Here is a 16858-nt window from a genome sequence, read left to right on the forward strand (position 1 = left end):
GGCGATGTGGCATGGGTCCGGGCCGGTGCTGATCTTCGGGACGTACGCGTCGTTGGGGGTGCTGGAGGAGGCGTTCGCCGGTGCCTACGGGCAGCAGCTCGCGCCGCTGGACCTGGTGGTGGTCGATGAGGCGCACCGTACGTCGGGGTCGATGGGTAAGGCGTGGGCTGCGGTGCACGACCAGGCCGTCATCCCGACCGATCGGCGGCTGTATATGACGGCGACGCCGCGGATCTGGCAGGAGCAGCCGGCCTACGAGGTGGCTGAGGGGGTGCGGGAGGCGCTGCCGGCCGAGCTGGCGGCCAGCATGGACGACGAAGCGGTCTTCGGGCCGGTGCTCTACAAGCTCTCGTTGGCCTCCGCCGTCTCGCGAAGATTGCTGGCGCGGTACCAGGTCATCGTGCTGGAGCTGACCGATCCGGTGGTGAGCCCGGAGCGACTGCGGGGTGAGGAGCGGCATAGCGAGAAGGTGCGCGGGCAGCGACTGGGGGCGCTTCAGGCGGCGCTCCTGCACGCCATGGCGACCCATGGGCTTCAGACGTGCATCACCTTCCATCATCGGACGATGGAGGCGCAGGCGTTCGCGGCCGGCCTGAAGGCGGTGGCCGCGAAGCAGCATGCCGACCGGCCCGGGACCTACCCGGGTCGGCTGTGGGCGGATTGGCTGTGTGGGGAGCATCCGGCCGAGCAGCGGCGCGAGGTGCTGCGGCGGTTCGGGGCGACGGCGCGGCGGGCGGTGCTTTCGAATTGCCGGGTCCTGGGCGAAGGGGTGGATATCCGCGCGGTGGATTCGGTGGCGCTGCTGGATCCGAAGGGTGCGCCTCATGACATTGTCCAGGCCATTGGGCGGGCGTTGCGGCAGAAGCCGGGTGAGGGGAAATTGGCGTCGCTGATCGTGCCGGTGTTCCTTCAGCCCGGGGAGGATGCGGAGGATATGTTCACTTCCGGGTCTTACCGTCCGCTGGTGAAGGTGCTCCAGGGTCTGCGTGCGCACGATGAGGAAGCGGTGGAGCTGCTGGCCATTCCGCAGGAGCCCCAGAAAAGGACCGTAGAGCCCTCTACGAGCATCGGTGCGGCACCTGAGGAGGGTGAGGAGGAGGCGCGGTTGTTGTTGCGGTTTGCGGCTCCTCGGGACCCGCGGCTGGTCGCGGAGTGGGTGTCCTTCAACGTGATCGACGTCGAGCGGCAGGACTGGGCCCGCGGCTGGAGCCGGCTGAAGGAGTACGCGGAGCGGGAGGGGCACGTGCGGGTGCCTTACGGGCACAAGGAGGGCGCGTTCCCGCTCGGGGCGTGGGTCGCGGAGCAGCGGCGGGCGTTCGGGGCGGGGCAGATGACCGGCCGGCGCGCGGCCCGCCTGGAGAAGCTGGGCATGGTGTGGTCGGTGGCGGATGAGCGGTTCCAGGAGAACCTGGAAGCCGCCAAGGCGTACTACGAGCAGCACTGGACACTGTGCGCGCCGCGTACGGCTGCGGTGTTGGATCGGCCGGTGGGGCAGTGGCTGGCGAACCTGCGCCGGCCCGGCGCCCTGGACTGCCACCCCGACTGGGCGGCCGCGCTTGAGGGTGTCGACCGGCACTGGAACCCGGCGTGGCCGGCCGCCTGGCAACGGCACTACGCGGCGGTGCGGGAACTGCTGCGCGGGGAAGACGGCCAGGCCGTCGTGCTGCCCGGCGTCACGGTCCACGGCATGGATGTGGGGCGGTGGCTGGAACGGCAGCGACAGCCGACCGTCTGGGCCGGCCTGAGCGAGGAGCAGCGGGAGCTGCTGGAGGAACTCGGCATCGCTCCGCTGCCGGAGGCGGAGGCGGCCACCGCGCCGGGGCCGGCCCCGACCCCCGCCGGTGCCGCGTCCCCGGCCGGGGCGTTCGAGCGGGGCGCCACCGCCCTGGCCCAGTACCGCGCCCGGACCGGGAGCGTGACCGTGCCCCGGCAGCACGTCGAGCGGCTGGAGGACGGGACGGAGGTGCGGTTGGGGGTGTGGCTGACCAACACGAAAACCCGCCGCGCGGGGCTGACCGCCGAGCGGCTCGCCGCGCTCGCAGCCCTCGGACTCGCGTGGGCCTCTGAGGTTTGATCGGCCACTCGTTGTCAGAGGGAGGTGATGGTGAGGGTCATCTGGCTGTAGACGCTGCCGACGGATCCGAGGCCGAGGGTGCACAGGGTGATGGCGGTAGCGACTCCGGTCTCGGTGATGAGGACGCTGTCACCGGCGAAGAGGCCGGAGGTCACTGTTCCGGTGTGGGTGACGATCAGGGCGGCACCGGCTACGGACACCGTGCGGTTCATGGACAGGGTGCTGGTGTCACCGGTGTTCCACGTGATCGTCTTGGTCTCGGGGCCCGCGGCGAGCAGATCGAAGCAGGTGCGGTCGCGGGGCAGGGAGGTCTGGCTGTGGGTGCCTGAGGTCAGGGCCGGCTTGGATGCCGAGACGCAGGGTCCCAGTTGCCAGTTCTGGGTGGATACCACTGGCTGCGGCACGTTGGTGAGGGGAGGGTTGTAGACGACGTTCGAACTGCTCGGCGGGATGCATTCCACGTCCAGGACGCCCTGGTCTCGGGTGCCGAGCGCCTTGGCGTTGCCGGCCATGCTCAGCATCAGGAGCAGCGCTGCGGTCCAGGCCAGGCACCAGGTGCGCAGTGGTAGTGCGCGAGCGGGGTGCGGGCTGCGGTTGGGGGTCATGTACGGCTCCTTCGCAGGGGGCGGTGGGAAGGCGGAGGGCTGGGGCCTGCTGGCGAGGGGCTTCGGGATGCGCGGGCAGGGAAAGGGCAAGGGCTTTCCTGACGCTTGGGCCGTGGCTGGCGTAGGCCGAGGGCCAAGCGGCGGCTGTCGGCCGAGCGGCTGGAAAGCGTGCAGTGGTGGCTGGAAGCGGTAGGGGGCGCAGGATGGTGGTGGGCGGCGCGGGTGGCGGGTAGGTACTCGGGTGCGTGCGACGGCGGCGGTCCGGCCGGTCCGGTGCCGGTGGGCTTGGGGTGCGTGGTGGCGTTGCTGTCTGCGTCAGAGCAGTGCCTTGGCAGTGTGCGGGGGCGGCGCGCGCAGGGCTGGGCCGCGGAGCCCGCGGTTTCTCGTCGGGGCGGTGGGTGTCAGAGCGAGGTGACTTCCAGGGCGACGGTGCTGTAGAGGCTCGGGACGGTGCCCAGGCCGGCGGTGCAGGTCAGGATGGTGGCCGCGGGCGCGGTCTGGTTGATCAGGACGGCGTCGCCTTGGAAGAGCCCGGAGGTGACGGTGCCGGTCAGGACGGTCTGGAGGACGGCCCCGACGACCGTGGCGGAGACGTTGAGCGACATGGTGCTGGTCTGCCCGGTGTTCCATGTGACGGTCAGCGTCCGGCTGGCGCTGCCCAGCAGGTCCAGGCAACTGCGCTGTCTTGGGGCGTTGTTGAGGACCGCGGTGCCGGAGGTGACACCGGAGCTGGAGAGGCAGGGGCCGAACTGGTAGGAGACGGTCGAGGAGACCGTCTGCGGGGTGTTGGTGAGGGCGGGGGTGTAGGTCGTGACCGAGCTGCTGGGCGGCGTGCAGGTGAGGTCCAGCACCCCCTGCGGGGCCGCCTGGGCGGTGGGGACGGAGACGAGAGCGGCCGCCGAGAGGCACGCTCCCGTGAGCAGCGCTCCCAGGCGGTTGCGGAACGGTCGGCGAAATGCCGTGGGCTGGTTCATCGCGGTCCCCTTCGAGGATGTGGTGGTCTTCGGCGATCACGGGGGTCTGCCAGGTGTTGGGCTGGCGCTGGCTCGGCCTGGCCGCCCGGAGCTGTGGGTGGGTGTGGTCGGCTGTGCGGGTGCGGTGAGCGGGCGGCGGGAGTAGCGGGGTCCGTCCGTTGTTGCGCCGCCGGGTGGCTCACCGGCTGTGTGCCGCAGGGTGGTGGTGGGCGCGGGCCCGGGGAAGGTCAGATCTCGCCGTAGGCGCGCAACATGCCCAGCGTCTCGCCGAGGGCAGCGGTCCGGGCCAGTAGGACGACCCGTGGTTCGTTCCTTCGCAGGCCGGCCCGCACGGTCGTCTGCTGCATCGCGGCGACCGCGATCAGCGGGGCGGTGAGGGGGATGTCGGCGCGGTCCGTGCCGGCCTGCGCGAGGTAGGCGCCGGTGAGGTCGTTGTCGACTTCGGCAGTGGTCAGGTCGTCCAGTTCGATGGAGCTTTGGGTGCTCACGTTGCTGGCCATGGCGGCGTCCACGGCTGTGAGGCACGCAGAGGCCGCCGAGAGATGCGTGGGAGTGCTGGTGGCAGCCGCGGCCGGGGCGGTCAGCAGTGCTGCCGCGCACACGGCAGTTGCGCAGCCGAGCACAACAGTGTTGCGAGATCGGCGCATCACGAACTCCCTAGTTGACACTTGGCCTCGCGCGCTCCTCTGAAGGACAGACGGCACGAGACCACGACGCTTCCTCTGGGCGAAGGTTGGAGGACGGTCTGGTACCAGCGCCATAGCCTGATGAGGGGGCGCGCTCATCACCTGTTAGGTAAGCGCCCCCCATGACAATTACATGACACGGCCAGGGACTCCGCCGCGCACATGGCCGCCTGCCCGGCGCAGGGCGCGGCAGTGAGGCGCAGCCGGTGGCGGAGTGATGGGCGAGGTGACGTGGCCGACCGGGCAGCAGCATCGCCGGATCCGCGCTCTGACGTGCCGATCTACGAGCAAAGCCGTGTCAGGCAGGCGAAGTCCCTCGTTCACCCGTCATGCTCACACGTAAGGCAACATCGGTCTTGACCGTCGCTGCGGCAGTGGCAGGGGGCGGTCTTGTCGGTGCGGCACCCGCGTCCGCCGGCGGGACCGGCAGCATCCTGTCCCCGGCGTTCGGTGTCACCTGCGCCAACCTCGACAACGGTGCCCGCGCCAACGGCGTCACCCGAAGCACCGACGGTTCCCTGGGCGGGAATCTCGCCGGGGTGCCCCTCGGCAGCGCCCTCAACCAGTGCGGTGGAGCCGACTACATCTCCAAGTACGGGGACGTCGACATCGACACCATCCTCCCCTCCTCCGCGATCTTCAACGGTTACTTCCAAGCGCTCGCCCCTGGCCTCCTGCCCTGACATCCCTGGTGACGAAGGAGCCCACGGACGCGACGTGTTTACCTCGGTGGCGAAGGCTCATCACGCTCCCGGGGCCGGGGGGCGCGAAGATTGGGTTTGGCCCTCAGGGCCACTGTGGTGCGGGCGGGCAGCATCTGGCGCGAGGCGGGAGCCCGCGCCCCTCTGCGTGCGCTGTCGTGCGCCGTGCGGCGCCCGGTGCATTGATGGCTGCGCTGGCCTGATTGGGCTATTGCAGGCCAGGAGGGGCGCCCGCATCCTGCGTGCACGGACCACCACGCCGCTGGTCTCTCGGCACGCCTGCGCACCCGAGAACGCCTCCGAGCACTCGAGTGCAGCCGTGGTCATCGGCTGTGCGTTCGCGCTTGGTTGGTTCAATCGTCGTTCTCGGTCTCACCAGCGTGCGTCAGGCGTGATGCGGCGTGCGGGTGCAGGCGGTCATCATCAGGAGGGTCCGTGCTGAAGAGAATCCGTCCGCGAACTCCGGCTGGCATACGCAGAGCACTGGCGGCTGCAACCGGCCTAATACTCGTGCTCAGCGCCGGCATAGTGTCCGCTAGCAGCGCGTACGCTGGCAGCAAGGGTCTACTGGACGTCACCTGTACACCGCCCAGCAGTTCCAGCGTCATCTACGACCCGCCGCTGACCAACACCCAGCAGCTGGTCACCTCGACACAGAACGCGCAGCTAGGCCCCTGCGTCTCCACCTCAGTGGCAGCGCTGACCTCCGGCTCATGGCAGAACACCGGACAGCCGCGGATGCGCTCATGCTTCGACCTCCTCACCTCCGGTCCCGGCACGCGGACCATCACCTGGAACACCGGGGCGACCAGCACCCTGGCACTCAACCGCACCGTGTCCGTCGTCGGCGCAGTCCTGGTCACCACATTGACCGGCACGGTCACCGACGGACTATTCGCCGGCGACACCGCCGTCATCACCGAGACCGGGGCGGCCACCGCCATCACCCTGTGCACCGCCGGCCTGGGCACTGTTGCAAGCGTCTACTCCGTAGTCACCCTGGAAATCACCTCCATCTGACAGCACCGACCGAACTGAACGAGCGGTTCCAGGAGAGCCTGGAGGCCGCCAAGGCGTACTACGCCGAGCACTGGACGCTGTGCGCGCCTCGGTCCGCAACGGCGTTAAACCGGCCGGTGGGGCAGTGGCTGGCCAACCTGCGCCGGCCCGGCGCCCTGGACGGCCACCCCGACTGGGCAGCCGCGCTTGAGGATGTCGACCGGCACTGGAACCCGGCATGGCCGGCCGCCTGGCAACGGCACTACGCCGCCGTGCGGGAGCTGCTGCGCGAGGAGGACGGCCAGGGCGACGTGCTGCCCGGGGTGACGGTGCACGGGATGGACGTGGGGCGGTGGCTGGAACAGCAGCGGCAGCCGGCCGTCTGGGCCGGCCTGGCCGAGGAGCAGCGCGCGCTCCTGGAGGAACTCGGCGTCGTCCCGCTGTCCGAGCTGGCGGCCGAGCAGCCGGCCCTCGGCCCGGCCCCTGGCGCGGCTGAGTCCGGGGTGCCGGCCGGGAGCTTCGAGCGGGGCACCGCCGCCCTGGCCCAGTACCGGGCCCGCACCGGGTCGGTCACCGTGCCCCGGCACCACGTCGAACGGCTGGCCGACGGGACGGAGGTGCGGCTGGGGGTGTGGCTGTCCAATACCAAGACCCGACGCGCCAAGCTGAGCGGGGAGCGTCTCGCCGCGCTCGCCGCCCTCGGGCTCGCCTGGGCAAATTTTTGACGGACCGACCCAACATCTGGCGCCCATCCCCCCACAACGTAGGTACCGGCAAAGGTCGCGCAGCACAGGGGCGGCCGCTCACCACCGTGAGCGGCCGCCCCTTCCGTGCTGCACGGCTTTCCCGCTCTGGGCGGGGGTTTGCGTCGCTTGGTCGCCGGCCCTGCACGGTGCTGCCCCCCGGTGATCGACGTCCGGGGGGGGACACCTTTTTCCGTCAGATCCTTGGAGGAACACACATGATGATCGACCTTCTGGCCGTGCTGCCGATCGCCGTCCTGACCGCCCTGGTGCTGGCCTGCGTGGTCTGCATCGTCGCGCTGTTCCGGGCCGAGCGCGCCGACACGGTGGCCGTACTGAAGGCGCTGCCCGAGGTGGTGGCCAGCCTGCTGCGCTTCCGGCGACGGCAGTGAGGGTTGACTGCGTCCGCCGTGCTCGGGCGCGCTTGGGCGGCTGCCGGTGCGGGGCCGCCCGGGCAAGTATCGGCGCACCTTGGGGTCAGGCTGAGCGAGCCTGGGAGGCCGCTTCCAGGCTCTGCGCGGCCGCGCCCAGCGAGCCGTGCGCTTCTCCGAGCTGGAAGCTCACGGTGGGTGCCGGATCGTCCATCCCGGCAAGGGCATCGTGCAGGCGCTGTTGCAGGGCCTTGGCGTCGGCAGCGAGAGCGCGCAGGTGGCTGGCGGACGTCTCGGGCATGGGTCTCCCTGGAGTGCGGCGGATGGGCGCTCAGGCTACGACTTCAGCAAGGAGGGCGAGGGCCTCCGCCACGGTGTCGGCCAAGGTCTCGCACACGGGGACGCTGTACCGGCCGGCCACGTAGGCGAGGTAGCGGTTCCGCTCCGGATTCGGGCAGTCGGCCGGCACGCCGAGGACGGCGCGGCCGGTGCTGACGTCCAGGCCGAATTCGACGTTCGTCGTCATGCCCGGCATCGTGCGCATGTCGCGGGGGGATCCAGACTTGCTTGACATCCTGGCCGGAGCCCTGGCTACTCTCGGGGCGCCGGTCGCCCCGGCGCTGACCCCGGTGCAGGAATCCACCGACTTGGTACGCCGCCTGATCGCCGCCTCCCCACCCGACCCGCTGCCCGCACCGCCCGGCCGTCGACCGACCGCCGCGCCCTAGAGGTTGTCCCGTAAATGACCTGAGGCGTGCAGGCTGACCTGCTTGTTTGCCTGTTATCCGGTGAGGGTGAGGTTGTGCAGGCGGGCGATGCCGAGCATGGCGTGGTGGACGCCGTCGCCCTTGAGGCGGCAGTCACGGAGGATCTTCCAGCTCTTCATGCGGGCGAAGGTGTGCTCGACGCGGGCTCGCACCTTGCGGTGGGAGGCGTTGTGTTCCTCCTTCCAGGCCGGTAGTTCCTCGTCCTTGTGCCGGCGGTAGTGCGGGATGGTCAGCCCGGTGCCCCGGTAGCCGCCGTCGGCGATCACCGTGGGGGTGGTGCCGACGGCGGTCTTCGCGCCGGAGTCCTGCCAGGCCCGGCAGTCGTTGCGGTTGCCGGGAAGCGGCTTGCCGACGGCGACCACGAGGCGGGTGTCGGCGTCGATGACGACCTGGTGGTTGGTGGAGTAGCGGTAGTTCTTGCTGGAGGCGGCCACGGTCCGGTCGCGGGTGGGGACCAGCGTGCCGTCCACGATGAGCATGGCCTCCTTACGGAATCGCCGCCGGGGCTGGAGGGCGAGAGCCGGTCCGAGGTGGGTGACGATCCGGTCGGCTGCCGACTTCGAGACGCCGAACAGCGGGGCGAGTTGACGCAGGGTGAGGTTGGTGCGCCAGTACGCGGCCACCAGCAGCACCCGGTCCTCCAACGGCAGCGACCACGGTCGGCCCTTGCGGACCGGATCGGCCCCCTCACGCCGCAGCGCGGTGATCAGCTTGTTGAACTGCCGAGGGCTCAGCCCGGTGAACGGGCCTATCCACGAGGGCTCCGACGCCGTGATCACACCAGCCACGACAAGATCATCTCACCCCTGGCCAGCAGTTACGGGACAACCCCTAGGGCGAGCGGTGATGCTGAGAGCGACGCGGGATGGCTTGGCCTCCTACAGACGACCACCGCCCGCCGATCCCTTCCCATACCCTCACGTGACCGCGCACTCCCTGAGGTCGAGACTGCGGCACCGTCCACAGCCGGCAGGAGAGCCGCTTGTCACCGTCCCTCGGGCCGCCCCCACAGCGGGCTCGATCCCGGCACCTGGTGGGAGGTCATCCGGCCGCCAAAGCTGCCGACGCTCAGAGCAGGCGGGCCTGTTGCCTCCACCCCGCCGTCGCGCCTGGTGTCGGGTAGGCGTGGTGCAGTCGCTGCGGTGGTGTCAGTGCTGTTTCGGTTCTCTAGTTCTCACGCCTGGTCCACGCGGGGTTTGCCGGACGTGCGGTGGCTTGGGGCTGGCCCGACTGGTCGGTGAGAGTGTCACTGGTGGTGCCCGGGGGAACGGTGCAGGCGGGGCTGCCGGCAGGGGCCTGGCACCAGGTGATCACAGCCCGGGCGCCGACCGTCGCCGTCGATGGCGCGGGGCCCGTAGCGGCCGGGTTTCGGTAGTCGGAACCGCCACCGCCCCCTCCGCCCACAGCACCGGCACCTCCGCCTCCGCCCCCGTACCAGCCTCCGCCTCCGCCTCCGCCTGCGCTGACATCACGGTCGGCGTTGGGAGCATCAGCTCCCTTCCCTCCGATCCCCAGAGTTCCCGGGGCGCCGGGGGTGATTCCGGTCCCTGCCGCGCCGCCCTGGGTTGCTCCGCCCCCTCCACCGCCATTCGTTCCACCCCCTGCGGATGCCGTGGGCAGCCCCGCCGAGCCCCCGTTACCGCCGTTGCTCTCATTACTCGATCCGCCTCCGCCTCCGCCTCCGGCAACGAGCAGTCGGGTGTTGAGGGTGCCAGGGACCGAGGTCGGCTGAGTTCGGACGTCCGTGGCCCCAGCACCGCCGCCGCTTCCGCCCAGGGAACCGTCGATGCCGCCGGCGGCACCTCCGTTGAACCCACCGGAGCCCCCATTCAGGAGCCCGCCCCTACCTCCATTGCCGCCGACCAAAACGTACAGGTGGTTGTTCGGCACCACGGTCATGGGCAGTGTCGACTGAAGGGAGTCCCCGTGACCGCCTCCTCCGTCATCGATCCCATAGCCACCCCCGCCGCGGCCACCCACGAGCAACACCTGGACCTGCTCGACGCTGAGGGGCACCTGCAGCTGATAGAGGCCTCTCGTGGTGATCGTCCACGTGCAGATCTGGTTGCCACTGGTGCCTGAAGGTGTGCAGCGCTGGGAGGGGCTTCCCAGGCCGTCGTTCTCCTCTGATAGCGGAGGCGGAGTGGTGCTCTGGCCGCTGCTGTTCACCGTGGAGCCGACGATGTTGTCCCGTCCGGCCGAGTTGTTGTCCCGCCCGGCATTGTTGAGGTCACCGCCGGCCATCTGGTTGCCGGTCCCGACCTGATTGCCGTTGCCGACTACGACCGGAGGCAGCGGCTCGGCCACCGCCCACGCCGGGGACGCGACGACGACAGCGAGCGCCGCCAAAACGGCACTCGAAATGCGGTGATATCCCACCGAGAACTCCTCCACTGAAGCGCTGAGACCACCACCCCACACGATGAGCAAACGCGAATCCTTATCAACCGCCCCAGCGTGCATCCGAATAGCCCAAGCAAGACACCCAGCCGGCCCTCCACAAGGAACCTGGCGATGAAGGCGGAGACGACCACGTGTACGCCGGTGCCGCCGTTGCCAGGTCCCCTGAGCTGCTCTTGCCACCCCCACACCCGCCCGGCATCGCTGCACATCGCTTTCCCAGCGACGGCGGGCTCCGCGAGCTGCAACTCCAAGCGGGCTAACTGTCTGTTTGAGTACCTCGTCGATCACGGGGACGGTCGCTCAGGTGGCCAGATGAGGCGGAGGTGTCCCCACCGCGCCCGTGCGGCGTCGGCGGTCAGTCCGTGGGGCCGGCCGATCTCCTCCCAGGTCGCACCCGCCGCCCGGTCCGCGACGACTGCGGCACGAATCAGCTCCCGGGTCAGCGATGCGAAGTCGGCGGCGGCGGTGCTGTGGAGCCCGGGCGCCGCGTGCCTGCTGTCGACCACGTCGGCAAGGGCCTGCTCCAGGGCCTCACACCGGCCGCGGATCTCACCGCCGATCTGGAGCAGGGCGATCCTGGCCCGGAACGCGGCGGCAGCCCGCTTCCGATTCCGATAGGCCGCCTGCCTGCACGAACGCGGCCGGGGACAGTACCGGCGCCCGTCCTTGGCCGAGATTACCGATCCGCACCACGTGCACCTGTCACTCACATTCGGAGGATTCCCCCGGATCCGGGTGACGGACACCGATCTCGTCCCGTTCCGGTTCTCCGTCACCGTGACGGAGAACCGGAACGGCTACACCCACCCCAACCGCCACACACCCTGGCTGACCTGGGTTTCTACCCATCTCAAACAGACACTAAGGCAGTGTCCGGCGGATCACTGTCGGAGCCAGAGTCGGATCGCTGCGGCGGTGACGGTGCCGTGAAAGACGTAGGCCCGCTTGTCGTATCGAGTCGCGACGGCACGGGAGTTCTTGAGCCGGTTGATGGTCCGCTCGACCTCGTTGCGGCGTCGGTAGCGGTCTCGTTCGAAGCCTGTGGGTCTGCCGCCTTCTCTGCCTTGCGGCGGCGGTTGGCCCGCTGGTCCTTCGGTTCCGGGATCGTATGTCGGATGTGGCGTCTTCGCAGGTAGCGGCGGTTTCGGCGTGAGCTGTAAGCCTTGTCGCCACTGACATGGTCCGGCCGGGTGCGGGGGCGTCCGCCCATAGGCCGGGGAACTCGTATCCGGTCCAGGACCTCGACCATTTGCGGGGCGTCGCCCCACTGTCCCGGTGTGAGCAGGAGGGCCATGGGGCGGCAGCCGCCTTCGCCGGCGAGGTGGAACTTGCACGTCAGGCCGCCCCGAGACCGTCCGAGTCCCTCGTCGGGGCGGTGGTGCCGGGGCGTCGTCCTTTTTTCGGTATCCGGGGACGGGCTTTGCGGGCGCCGGCCCCACGACCCTGCTGTTCACCACGCACCGCGCCGGACAAGTCACTCCGGCACGGTTCGTGGACCGCTACGACCTGAAGTGCCAGCCCGTCCGCGGCCTGCTCGTCGACTACCTCACCGAACGCCAGCCCACCCTGGACTACGCCACTCTCAAGAGCCTGGCAGCGGTCCTCGCCGGCAACTTCTGGGCCGACCTCGAGCAGCACCACCCCGGCATCGACTCCCTCCGGCTGTCACCCGAGATCGCCACGACCTGGAGGACCCGTCTCGTGACGAAGACCGCCCGTCGCAGACAAGCCGACGGAACGGTGATCACGGTGACCGAACCGTGGACCAGCGCACCCGCGATCAAGATGACGGTGCGGGCGTTCTACCTCGACATCGGCGAGTGGGCCTTGAGCGAGCCCGAACGGTGGGGACAGTGGGCCTCTCCTCCCCCAGTCACCGAGGCCGAGTGCTCCGTCAAGAAGCTGGAGAGGCGCCAGAAGTCCAAGTCCGACCGACGCACCCGGGAACGTCTTCCCGTCCTGCCAGCGCTCGTCCGGGTCGCCATCCGCAGGCTGAAAGACGCTACGGCCAGGCTCGACGCGCTCAACGCGGCACCGCTGGGATCTACCTTCACGGTCCTCGGGGATACCTTCACCGTCCCCAAGAGCAGCGTCCGTCCTGACGGGCACCCCACCGGGGTCCGTGACGCCGCAGGCGAGCGACGCGACCTGGGCGCGGAAGAACGGCGGGCGTTCTGGGCCTGGGCGGCCATCGAAATCTTCCGTCACACCGGAATCCGGATCGAGGAGCTCCAGGAACTCAGCCACCACAGCATCATCAGCTACCGGCTGCCCAGCGGAGACGTCGTGCCGCTCCTCCAGATCGCGCCCTCGAAGACCGACCAGGAACAGCTCATCCTCATCAGCCCCGAGCTTGCCGACGTGCTCAGCGCCGTCATCTCACGCGTCCGCGACAGCACCGGCCGAGTCCCGCTGATACCCAGCTACGACCTGCACGAGAAGACCTGGAACTCGCCCATGTCCCTGCTCTTCCAGTGGAGCATCAGCCATGAGCGCAGGCCCGTCTCGGGAAGCCTGATCCGCAAAGCCCTCGACGAAACGCTGCGAGCCTCCGAGATCACCGACAGCTCCGGGCAGGTGAAGCGGGGCCATGGATGACGGCGGCCCTCCAGCACGGCCTTCAGCGCCGCTCCGCCGGCGTCGATGGCCTCACGCCGGGCCTTCATCGTCCGCCACGCCCGCGTCCGGCACGCCGCCGAACAGTACCGGCGGCTCCTCCTCGACCCATCCGGGAGAAACCCCCACACCGACCGCACCGGGGCCCCTTCCCACTCACCACCACACCAGGACCCACCCCACCGCCCACAGACTCAACGCCCCGCCGACCCCGCGACAACCGCACTCACGCCACCAACACAACCGCACGACTGTCAGCCGAGTAAGCCACCCACCAGGCCAAACAACCAGTGACACCCACGCGGCCACCCACTGACACACCAACGCCGCCCGCCAACCGCCACGCCCGGAGTTCCAGACCGGACACGCTGGACGCCCAGACGGCCCGAAGGGCGCTTACGTAGCCTCTGATTGAGGTTTCGTTAACCATCGCTGATTTATCGTCAGCGAATTGTCGCGCCTGCGTAGGCGTCGCAATGGAGCGATCTGGATCGTAGGGGGCTAAGTGAAGTCGGTATGCACGTTGTCTGTCGCTACGGCGGTCGTAGTGCTCGCCTCGGTGATGCCTGCGCACGCGGCCACGGTACCGGTCCGGGACACAGCTGCCGTGGTCGAGGCAGTCACCGGAACTGATGATGTGGTGTCCAGCCGTTTGGGTCGTGATTCATCGGCCTCGGAGGCCTATGTGACGGCAGGTGATGCTAGTGCGGCCTCGGTACCGGTTCGTGCCAATGGACAAGTGAGGACTCGGGTGGGGGACGACCACCTGGGGACTGGTCTGCCAGGTTCTCCGGCAGCGGCAGGGACCCTGAGTGCCGCTGGCACGATCGTCTACGCGCAAGCAGGCGCTAGTACTGACTACGCTGTCCAGCCGACCGCGTCGGGGGCCCGCGTCCTTGCCGTCATCAAGAACGCGAGAGCCGCTCGCGACTATCGGTTCCCCCTCCACCTGCCGGAAGGTGCTCAAGCGGAGCTCTTCGAGGACGGGACGATAGGAATCACAGCAGGCTCGAGGCCGGATAAGACCCTTCTGGGCATCTTCGACAAACCATGGGCCCGAGATGCCCATGGAAAAGACCTGCCCACGCGCTATGAACTCGACGGCGACACGCTGGTCCAGCACATCGACTTCACACCCGATACAGCCTTCCCGGTGGTCGCCGACCCTGGCTGGTGGGATCAGACCAGATTCCTCGCTACGTGCGGTGCCGCCATCGCCGGCGTTCTACTCACCTTCGTGCCCGCGGGTTCGAGTATCAGGGTGGTGCGTGCCGTGGCGCTGATGAAGAAGTACGGCTCCAAGAAGACGGCGAGCATCATATGGCGGTTTGTGAATGGCAAGCGCGTCGGTTCCAAGGAGCGCGAGATGGTGAAGGCGCTCATAGGCATCACCGCGATCTCCAATGCTTGCAGCAAGTGAGGTGAGTGCGGTGAGCGCCCTGGAGATCATGGCCGTGGTGGCTGTGGTCGTCGAAGTGGTCCTCATGTTCGCTGCTTGGGTCGACACGGAACGGCGCCACTGGAAGCACAGCGAAGGGAGTGGGCCCAAACCGCGCCCTGGCGACGATGTCCTGCGCGTGTCGGGGTGGTTGTATGCCGTGGCTATGGTTGCCGTCACGGTGGCCGCACTGGCGATGACGGTGGAGCTGACCTTGCCTCGGGTGGGGATGTTCGCGCTCTTCGGTGTCCTGTTTCCGGCGCTCGCGGCCAACTCGGTCGTGGTGCTGGTGTCACGCGGTCGGGCGCGCGAGGTGGCGGCCTGGCAATGGGGCCTCGCCTCCGCCGTGGCTGCGGCAGGCGGCCTGCTGTCGGTTGCCCTGATGATCTGACCGAGCGGACGTCAAGTAAAGCTGCGGTCTACGGCAACTACCCGCCGCACTGCCCCGGCATGGTGCCAGCACCTTGAAGGACGTGTCCCGCTCAGCGCCCACAGGCGGACCGCCTGCCCGTCGCGGCCAGCTCGCGTGGCACGGGGATTCCATTCGAGACCAAGCACCACGATCGGTGTGAGGAACGGCAAACAAGGCACCATCGACCGATGGGCCATTCGCGCCCCCTCTACGGGAATCTCATGAACAACACCCCTCGATCCAAGCCATGGTGGGCATGGCCTCTCATCTACTGCGGCACTGTCGCAGTCCTGGTACTGACCGACGTCGCCTGGTACCTGGCAATGCCAATGATCTTCGCCGTGAGCATCGCCTTCGAGGCATGGGACCGATATACACAGAAGCGTTGCGCCAACGCCGACCGAGCAGATCAGCCCGGGGGCCCCTGATCCACCCGCGCCTCGATTCCCACCCGACGAGCGCCGGTTGCGTAGTCGGGCAACCGGCGCCGCCGGTGTCGGCTGCGGCCCAGGAGCTGCCGCCGGGGCTCTGGGAGGGTTCGCCAAGGGGGGGTTGGTGAAGGATTCTTCAAAGGCCGGTGACCGTTCGCCGTGTGAAAAGAGAATGAATTATGAATCAACGAGGAGAGGGTAGGCAGTCACCTCCGCTGTTCGGCTATGAAGGCTGGCTTTGGGCGGCTGTTTTCAGTGGCTTGATCGCAGCGACGATACTGCGATGGGTGTTCCTCGCCCTGCTTCCGATCTCTGCATGGTCTGAAATAGCGGCCACGGCCTCCAGCGTCATCCTCGGCGGTCTCATCGTTGGAGGCGCTACTCACTGGCTCCGCACCCGGGGCAAAGATACCGAGACGGGCGAACTGTAGCCGCCCTACATGACACTGATCGACGATGGTCGGCGGCTGGCATATAGTCGCAAGTGCGCCCGCAGCCAATTCGGATGGCTACGGGCGCGCTTGCGTGTGTGAGATGGTCAAGCGCAGGGTGGGGCGATGAACCGGCGTGCGGCGACCATGAGGCCGTAGGCGACCATGAGGCCGGCGAGCGCCGAGCAGGCGAGCAGCGCGGCGGAGGCCGCGCCGGTCAGGCCGTAGTGGTCGGCGAGGGCCTGACCGGCGGCGTAGCTGAAGGCACAGCAGACCCAGCATGCCCCACGACCAGGACGGCGACCCGTGGGCCCAGCCGGCTGGTGCCGAGTCGGGCGGTGGCGTGGGTGGCCGGTGGTCATGCGGTGGGCAGGGTGGTTTGGGTGCCGCCCACCAGGCCGGCGCGGCGGGCGGCCGGTAGGAGCTGGACGGCGTGGTCGGCTCCACGCAGCAGTTCGGGGACCGGGATGCCGTAGTAGGAGGCGCAGGCAAGGACACCCCGAGCGCGGTGAAACGAATGAACGCCGCTATTCGGACTAAGCGGATGCCACATTGTGGTCGCGCCCTTACCGTGGCCATGTCCTTTTCCGGTGAAGCCCGCAGGGTGACAACGGTCCGGAGAAAAAACGAAAGGCGCAAAGATGCGGAAGGCCCGAACGAGACTCGCACTGACAGCCTGCGTGGTCGGCCTGGTCAGTTCTCTGGCGATGGCTACCCCTGCTTCGGCAGCGCAGCACGACGGCGGTACTGAAAGGGTACTGGACGTCACGACGACGGACGCTCAGAGATTCGGCGACCCCACAGGGCCGGTGGGCTCCGCGTATGGGGCCTCGGGCAAGACCACCAAAACGAAGACGGGCGCGCCGTTCGGCACGTACGGGTTCGTGTGCACGATCGTCGGTCGAAGCAGCAACAGCAGCACTGCGCAGTGCAACACGTCACTGGCCACCCCTCACGGTCAGATCACCCTCCAGAGCGTCAGGCCTCTGACCACCTCCTTCCAGGAAGCCATCACCGGAGGCACGGGAGACTACGCAAACGCGCGCGGCTACGCCCAGTTCACCGTGAATCCTGACTACCGCAGCGCCCGCCTTCGGCTTCACCTCATGTGAGCTGACGCCCGGCCCCGCCCGGCTACCGGGCGGGGCCGCGGCCGGGGCGTGGTCAGTAGTCGAGATCCAGGTAGTCGATGTCCTGGAACTGCACG

General features: G+C 68.8%; 18 protein-coding genes and 1 pseudogene. 11 read left to right on the top strand and 8 right to left on the bottom strand.

Annotated elements, in window-relative coordinates; all coding sequences use genetic code 11:
* Window positions 1-2074 (top strand): helicase associated domain-containing protein (locus tag C6N75_RS15820; RefSeq protein ID WP_105869552.1); only part of this gene is annotated, 2074 nt, incomplete at its 5' end.
* 14 nt (window positions 2075-2088) lie between these two features.
* Here C6N75_RS15820 and C6N75_RS15825 read toward each other — a convergent pair.
* The 3 genes from C6N75_RS15825 to C6N75_RS15835 all read right to left on the bottom strand — a co-directional run bounded on the left by C6N75_RS15825 (window position 2089) and on the right by C6N75_RS15835 (window position 4141).
* The gene (locus C6N75_RS15825) at window positions 2089-2679 is read right to left on the bottom strand and encodes a hypothetical protein (RefSeq protein ID WP_105869553.1); all 591 of its coding nucleotides are present in this window, start codon (window positions 2677-2679) and stop codon (window positions 2089-2091) included.
* A gap of 401 nt (window positions 2680-3080) precedes the next feature.
* On the bottom strand, window positions 3081-3653 hold the full coding sequence (locus tag C6N75_RS15830; RefSeq protein ID WP_105869554.1) for a hypothetical protein: 573 nt from the start codon (window positions 3651-3653) through the stop codon (window positions 3081-3083).
* Window positions 3654-3880: 227 nt separating this feature from the next.
* Window positions 3881-4141 (bottom strand): hypothetical protein, encoded by a 261-nt coding sequence (locus C6N75_RS15835; RefSeq protein WP_146132571.1) that lies wholly within the window; start codon window positions 4139-4141, stop codon window positions 3881-3883.
* A gap of 554 nt (window positions 4142-4695) precedes the next feature.
* Between C6N75_RS15835 and C6N75_RS15840 the strand changes: the two genes are divergently transcribed.
* The 4 genes from C6N75_RS15840 to C6N75_RS30695 all read left to right on the top strand — a co-directional run bounded on the left by C6N75_RS15840 (window position 4696) and on the right by C6N75_RS30695 (window position 7174).
* Entirely contained in the window at window positions 4696-5022 is a 327-nt protein-coding gene (locus tag C6N75_RS15840) for a hypothetical protein (RefSeq protein ID WP_146132572.1), read from the top strand.
* A gap of 546 nt (window positions 5023-5568) precedes the next feature.
* Window positions 5569-6060 carry a hypothetical protein gene (locus tag C6N75_RS31590; protein ID WP_258177435.1) on the top strand — a complete coding sequence of 164 codons (492 nt, stop codon included), beginning with the start codon at window positions 5569-5571 and terminating at the stop codon, window positions 6058-6060.
* Window positions 5991-6764 carry a helicase associated domain-containing protein gene (locus C6N75_RS15845; protein ID WP_322888053.1) on the top strand — a complete coding sequence of 258 codons (774 nt, stop codon included), beginning with the start codon at window positions 5991-5993 and terminating at the stop codon, window positions 6762-6764. Before C6N75_RS31590 ends, C6N75_RS15845 begins: the two co-directional genes overlap by 70 nt.
* Window positions 6765-7000: 236 nt before the next feature.
* Window positions 7001-7174, top strand: a complete 174-nt coding sequence (locus tag C6N75_RS30695) for a hypothetical protein (protein ID WP_181160485.1) — start codon at window positions 7001-7003, stop codon at window positions 7172-7174.
* Window positions 7175-7259: 85 nt separating this feature from the next.
* Here C6N75_RS30695 and C6N75_RS15850 read toward each other — a convergent pair whose 3' ends face one another.
* Complete coding sequence (locus C6N75_RS15850) at window positions 7260-7454, bottom strand: hypothetical protein (protein WP_105869558.1); 195 nt, start codon at window positions 7452-7454, stop codon at window positions 7260-7262.
* 30 nt (window positions 7455-7484) lie between these two features.
* Window positions 7485-7679, bottom strand: coding sequence for a hypothetical protein (locus C6N75_RS15855; RefSeq protein ID WP_258177436.1), 195 nt, complete (start codon window positions 7677-7679; stop codon window positions 7485-7487).
* A 37-nt stretch (window positions 7680-7716) separates the two neighbouring features.
* Between C6N75_RS15855 and C6N75_RS30700 the strand changes: the two genes are divergently transcribed.
* Window positions 7717-7881, top strand: coding sequence for a hypothetical protein (locus tag C6N75_RS30700; protein ID WP_181160486.1), 165 nt, complete (start codon window positions 7717-7719; stop codon window positions 7879-7881).
* A 53-nt stretch (window positions 7882-7934) separates the two neighbouring features.
* On the opposite strand, the gene C6N75_RS15860 is transcribed toward C6N75_RS30700, so the two are convergent.
* Window positions 7935-8708: a transposase gene (locus tag C6N75_RS15860; protein WP_105869559.1), complete on the bottom strand. Its 774-nt coding sequence runs from the start codon at window positions 8706-8708 to the stop codon at window positions 7935-7937.
* A gap of 1250 nt (window positions 8709-9958) precedes the next feature.
* Between C6N75_RS15860 and C6N75_RS31595 the strand changes: the two genes are divergently transcribed.
* Window positions 9959-10186, top strand: a complete 228-nt coding sequence (locus C6N75_RS31595) for a hypothetical protein (RefSeq protein WP_146132573.1) — start codon at window positions 9959-9961, stop codon at window positions 10184-10186.
* 1018 nt (window positions 10187-11204) lie between these two features.
* Here C6N75_RS31595 and C6N75_RS15870 read toward each other — a convergent pair.
* Window positions 11205-11710, bottom strand: a pseudogene (locus C6N75_RS15870) (IS5 family transposase); the annotation flags it as partial.
* Window positions 11711-11814: 104 nt separating this feature from the next.
* Here C6N75_RS15870 and C6N75_RS15875 point away from each other — a divergent pair.
* From C6N75_RS15875 to C6N75_RS15885, 3 genes are all read left to right on the top strand, one after another.
* Entirely contained in the window at window positions 11815-12921 is a 1107-nt protein-coding gene (locus tag C6N75_RS15875) for a hypothetical protein (RefSeq protein WP_105869561.1), read from the top strand.
* Window positions 12922-13690: 769 nt separating this feature from the next.
* Complete coding sequence (locus C6N75_RS15880; protein WP_105869562.1) at window positions 13691-14359, top strand: hypothetical protein; 669 nt, start codon at window positions 13691-13693, stop codon at window positions 14357-14359.
* 10 nt (window positions 14360-14369) lie between these two features.
* Entirely contained in the window at window positions 14370-14768 is a 399-nt protein-coding gene (locus tag C6N75_RS15885; RefSeq protein WP_105869563.1) for a hypothetical protein, read from the top strand.
* Window positions 14769-15758: 990 nt separating this feature from the next.
* Here the strand turns inward: C6N75_RS15885 and C6N75_RS30210 are convergent.
* Complete coding sequence (locus C6N75_RS30210; protein WP_146132574.1) at window positions 15759-16013, bottom strand: hypothetical protein; 255 nt, start codon at window positions 16011-16013, stop codon at window positions 15759-15761.
* Between the two features lie 318 nt (window positions 16014-16331).
* Between C6N75_RS30210 and C6N75_RS15895 the strand changes: the two genes are divergently transcribed.
* A complete protein-coding gene (locus C6N75_RS15895; protein ID WP_105869564.1) occupies window positions 16332-16763 on the top strand; it encodes a hypothetical protein in 432 nt (143 codons plus the stop codon).
* The last annotated feature ends 95 nt before the right edge of the window (window positions 16764-16858 follow it).

The organism is Streptomyces solincola (assembly GCF_002982015.1).
Lineage (GTDB): Bacteria > Actinomycetota > Actinomycetes > Streptomycetales > Streptomycetaceae > Streptomyces > Streptomyces solincola.

Bases quoted from the DNA above. Each gene is read 5' to 3' on its own strand.
- C6N75_RS30210 (WP_146132574.1), bottom strand. From the start codon at position 16,013: ATGACCACCGGCCACCCACGCCACCGCCCGACTCGGCACCAGCCGGCT.
- C6N75_RS30695 (WP_181160485.1), top strand. From the start codon at position 7,001: ATGATGATCGACCTTCTGGCCGTGCTGCCGATCGCCGTCCTGACCGCC.
- C6N75_RS15825 (WP_105869553.1), bottom strand. From the start codon at position 2,679: ATGACCCCCAACCGCAGCCCGCACCCCGCTCGCGCACTACCACTGCGC.
- C6N75_RS15850 (WP_105869558.1), bottom strand. From the start codon at position 7,454: ATGCCCGAGACGTCCGCCAGCCACCTGCGCGCTCTCGCTGCCGACGCC.
- C6N75_RS15830 (WP_105869554.1), bottom strand. From the start codon at position 3,653: ATGAACCAGCCCACGGCATTTCGCCGACCGTTCCGCAACCGCCTGGGA.
- C6N75_RS15855 (WP_258177436.1), bottom strand. From the start codon at position 7,679: ATGACGACGAACGTCGAATTCGGCCTGGACGTCAGCACCGGCCGCGCC.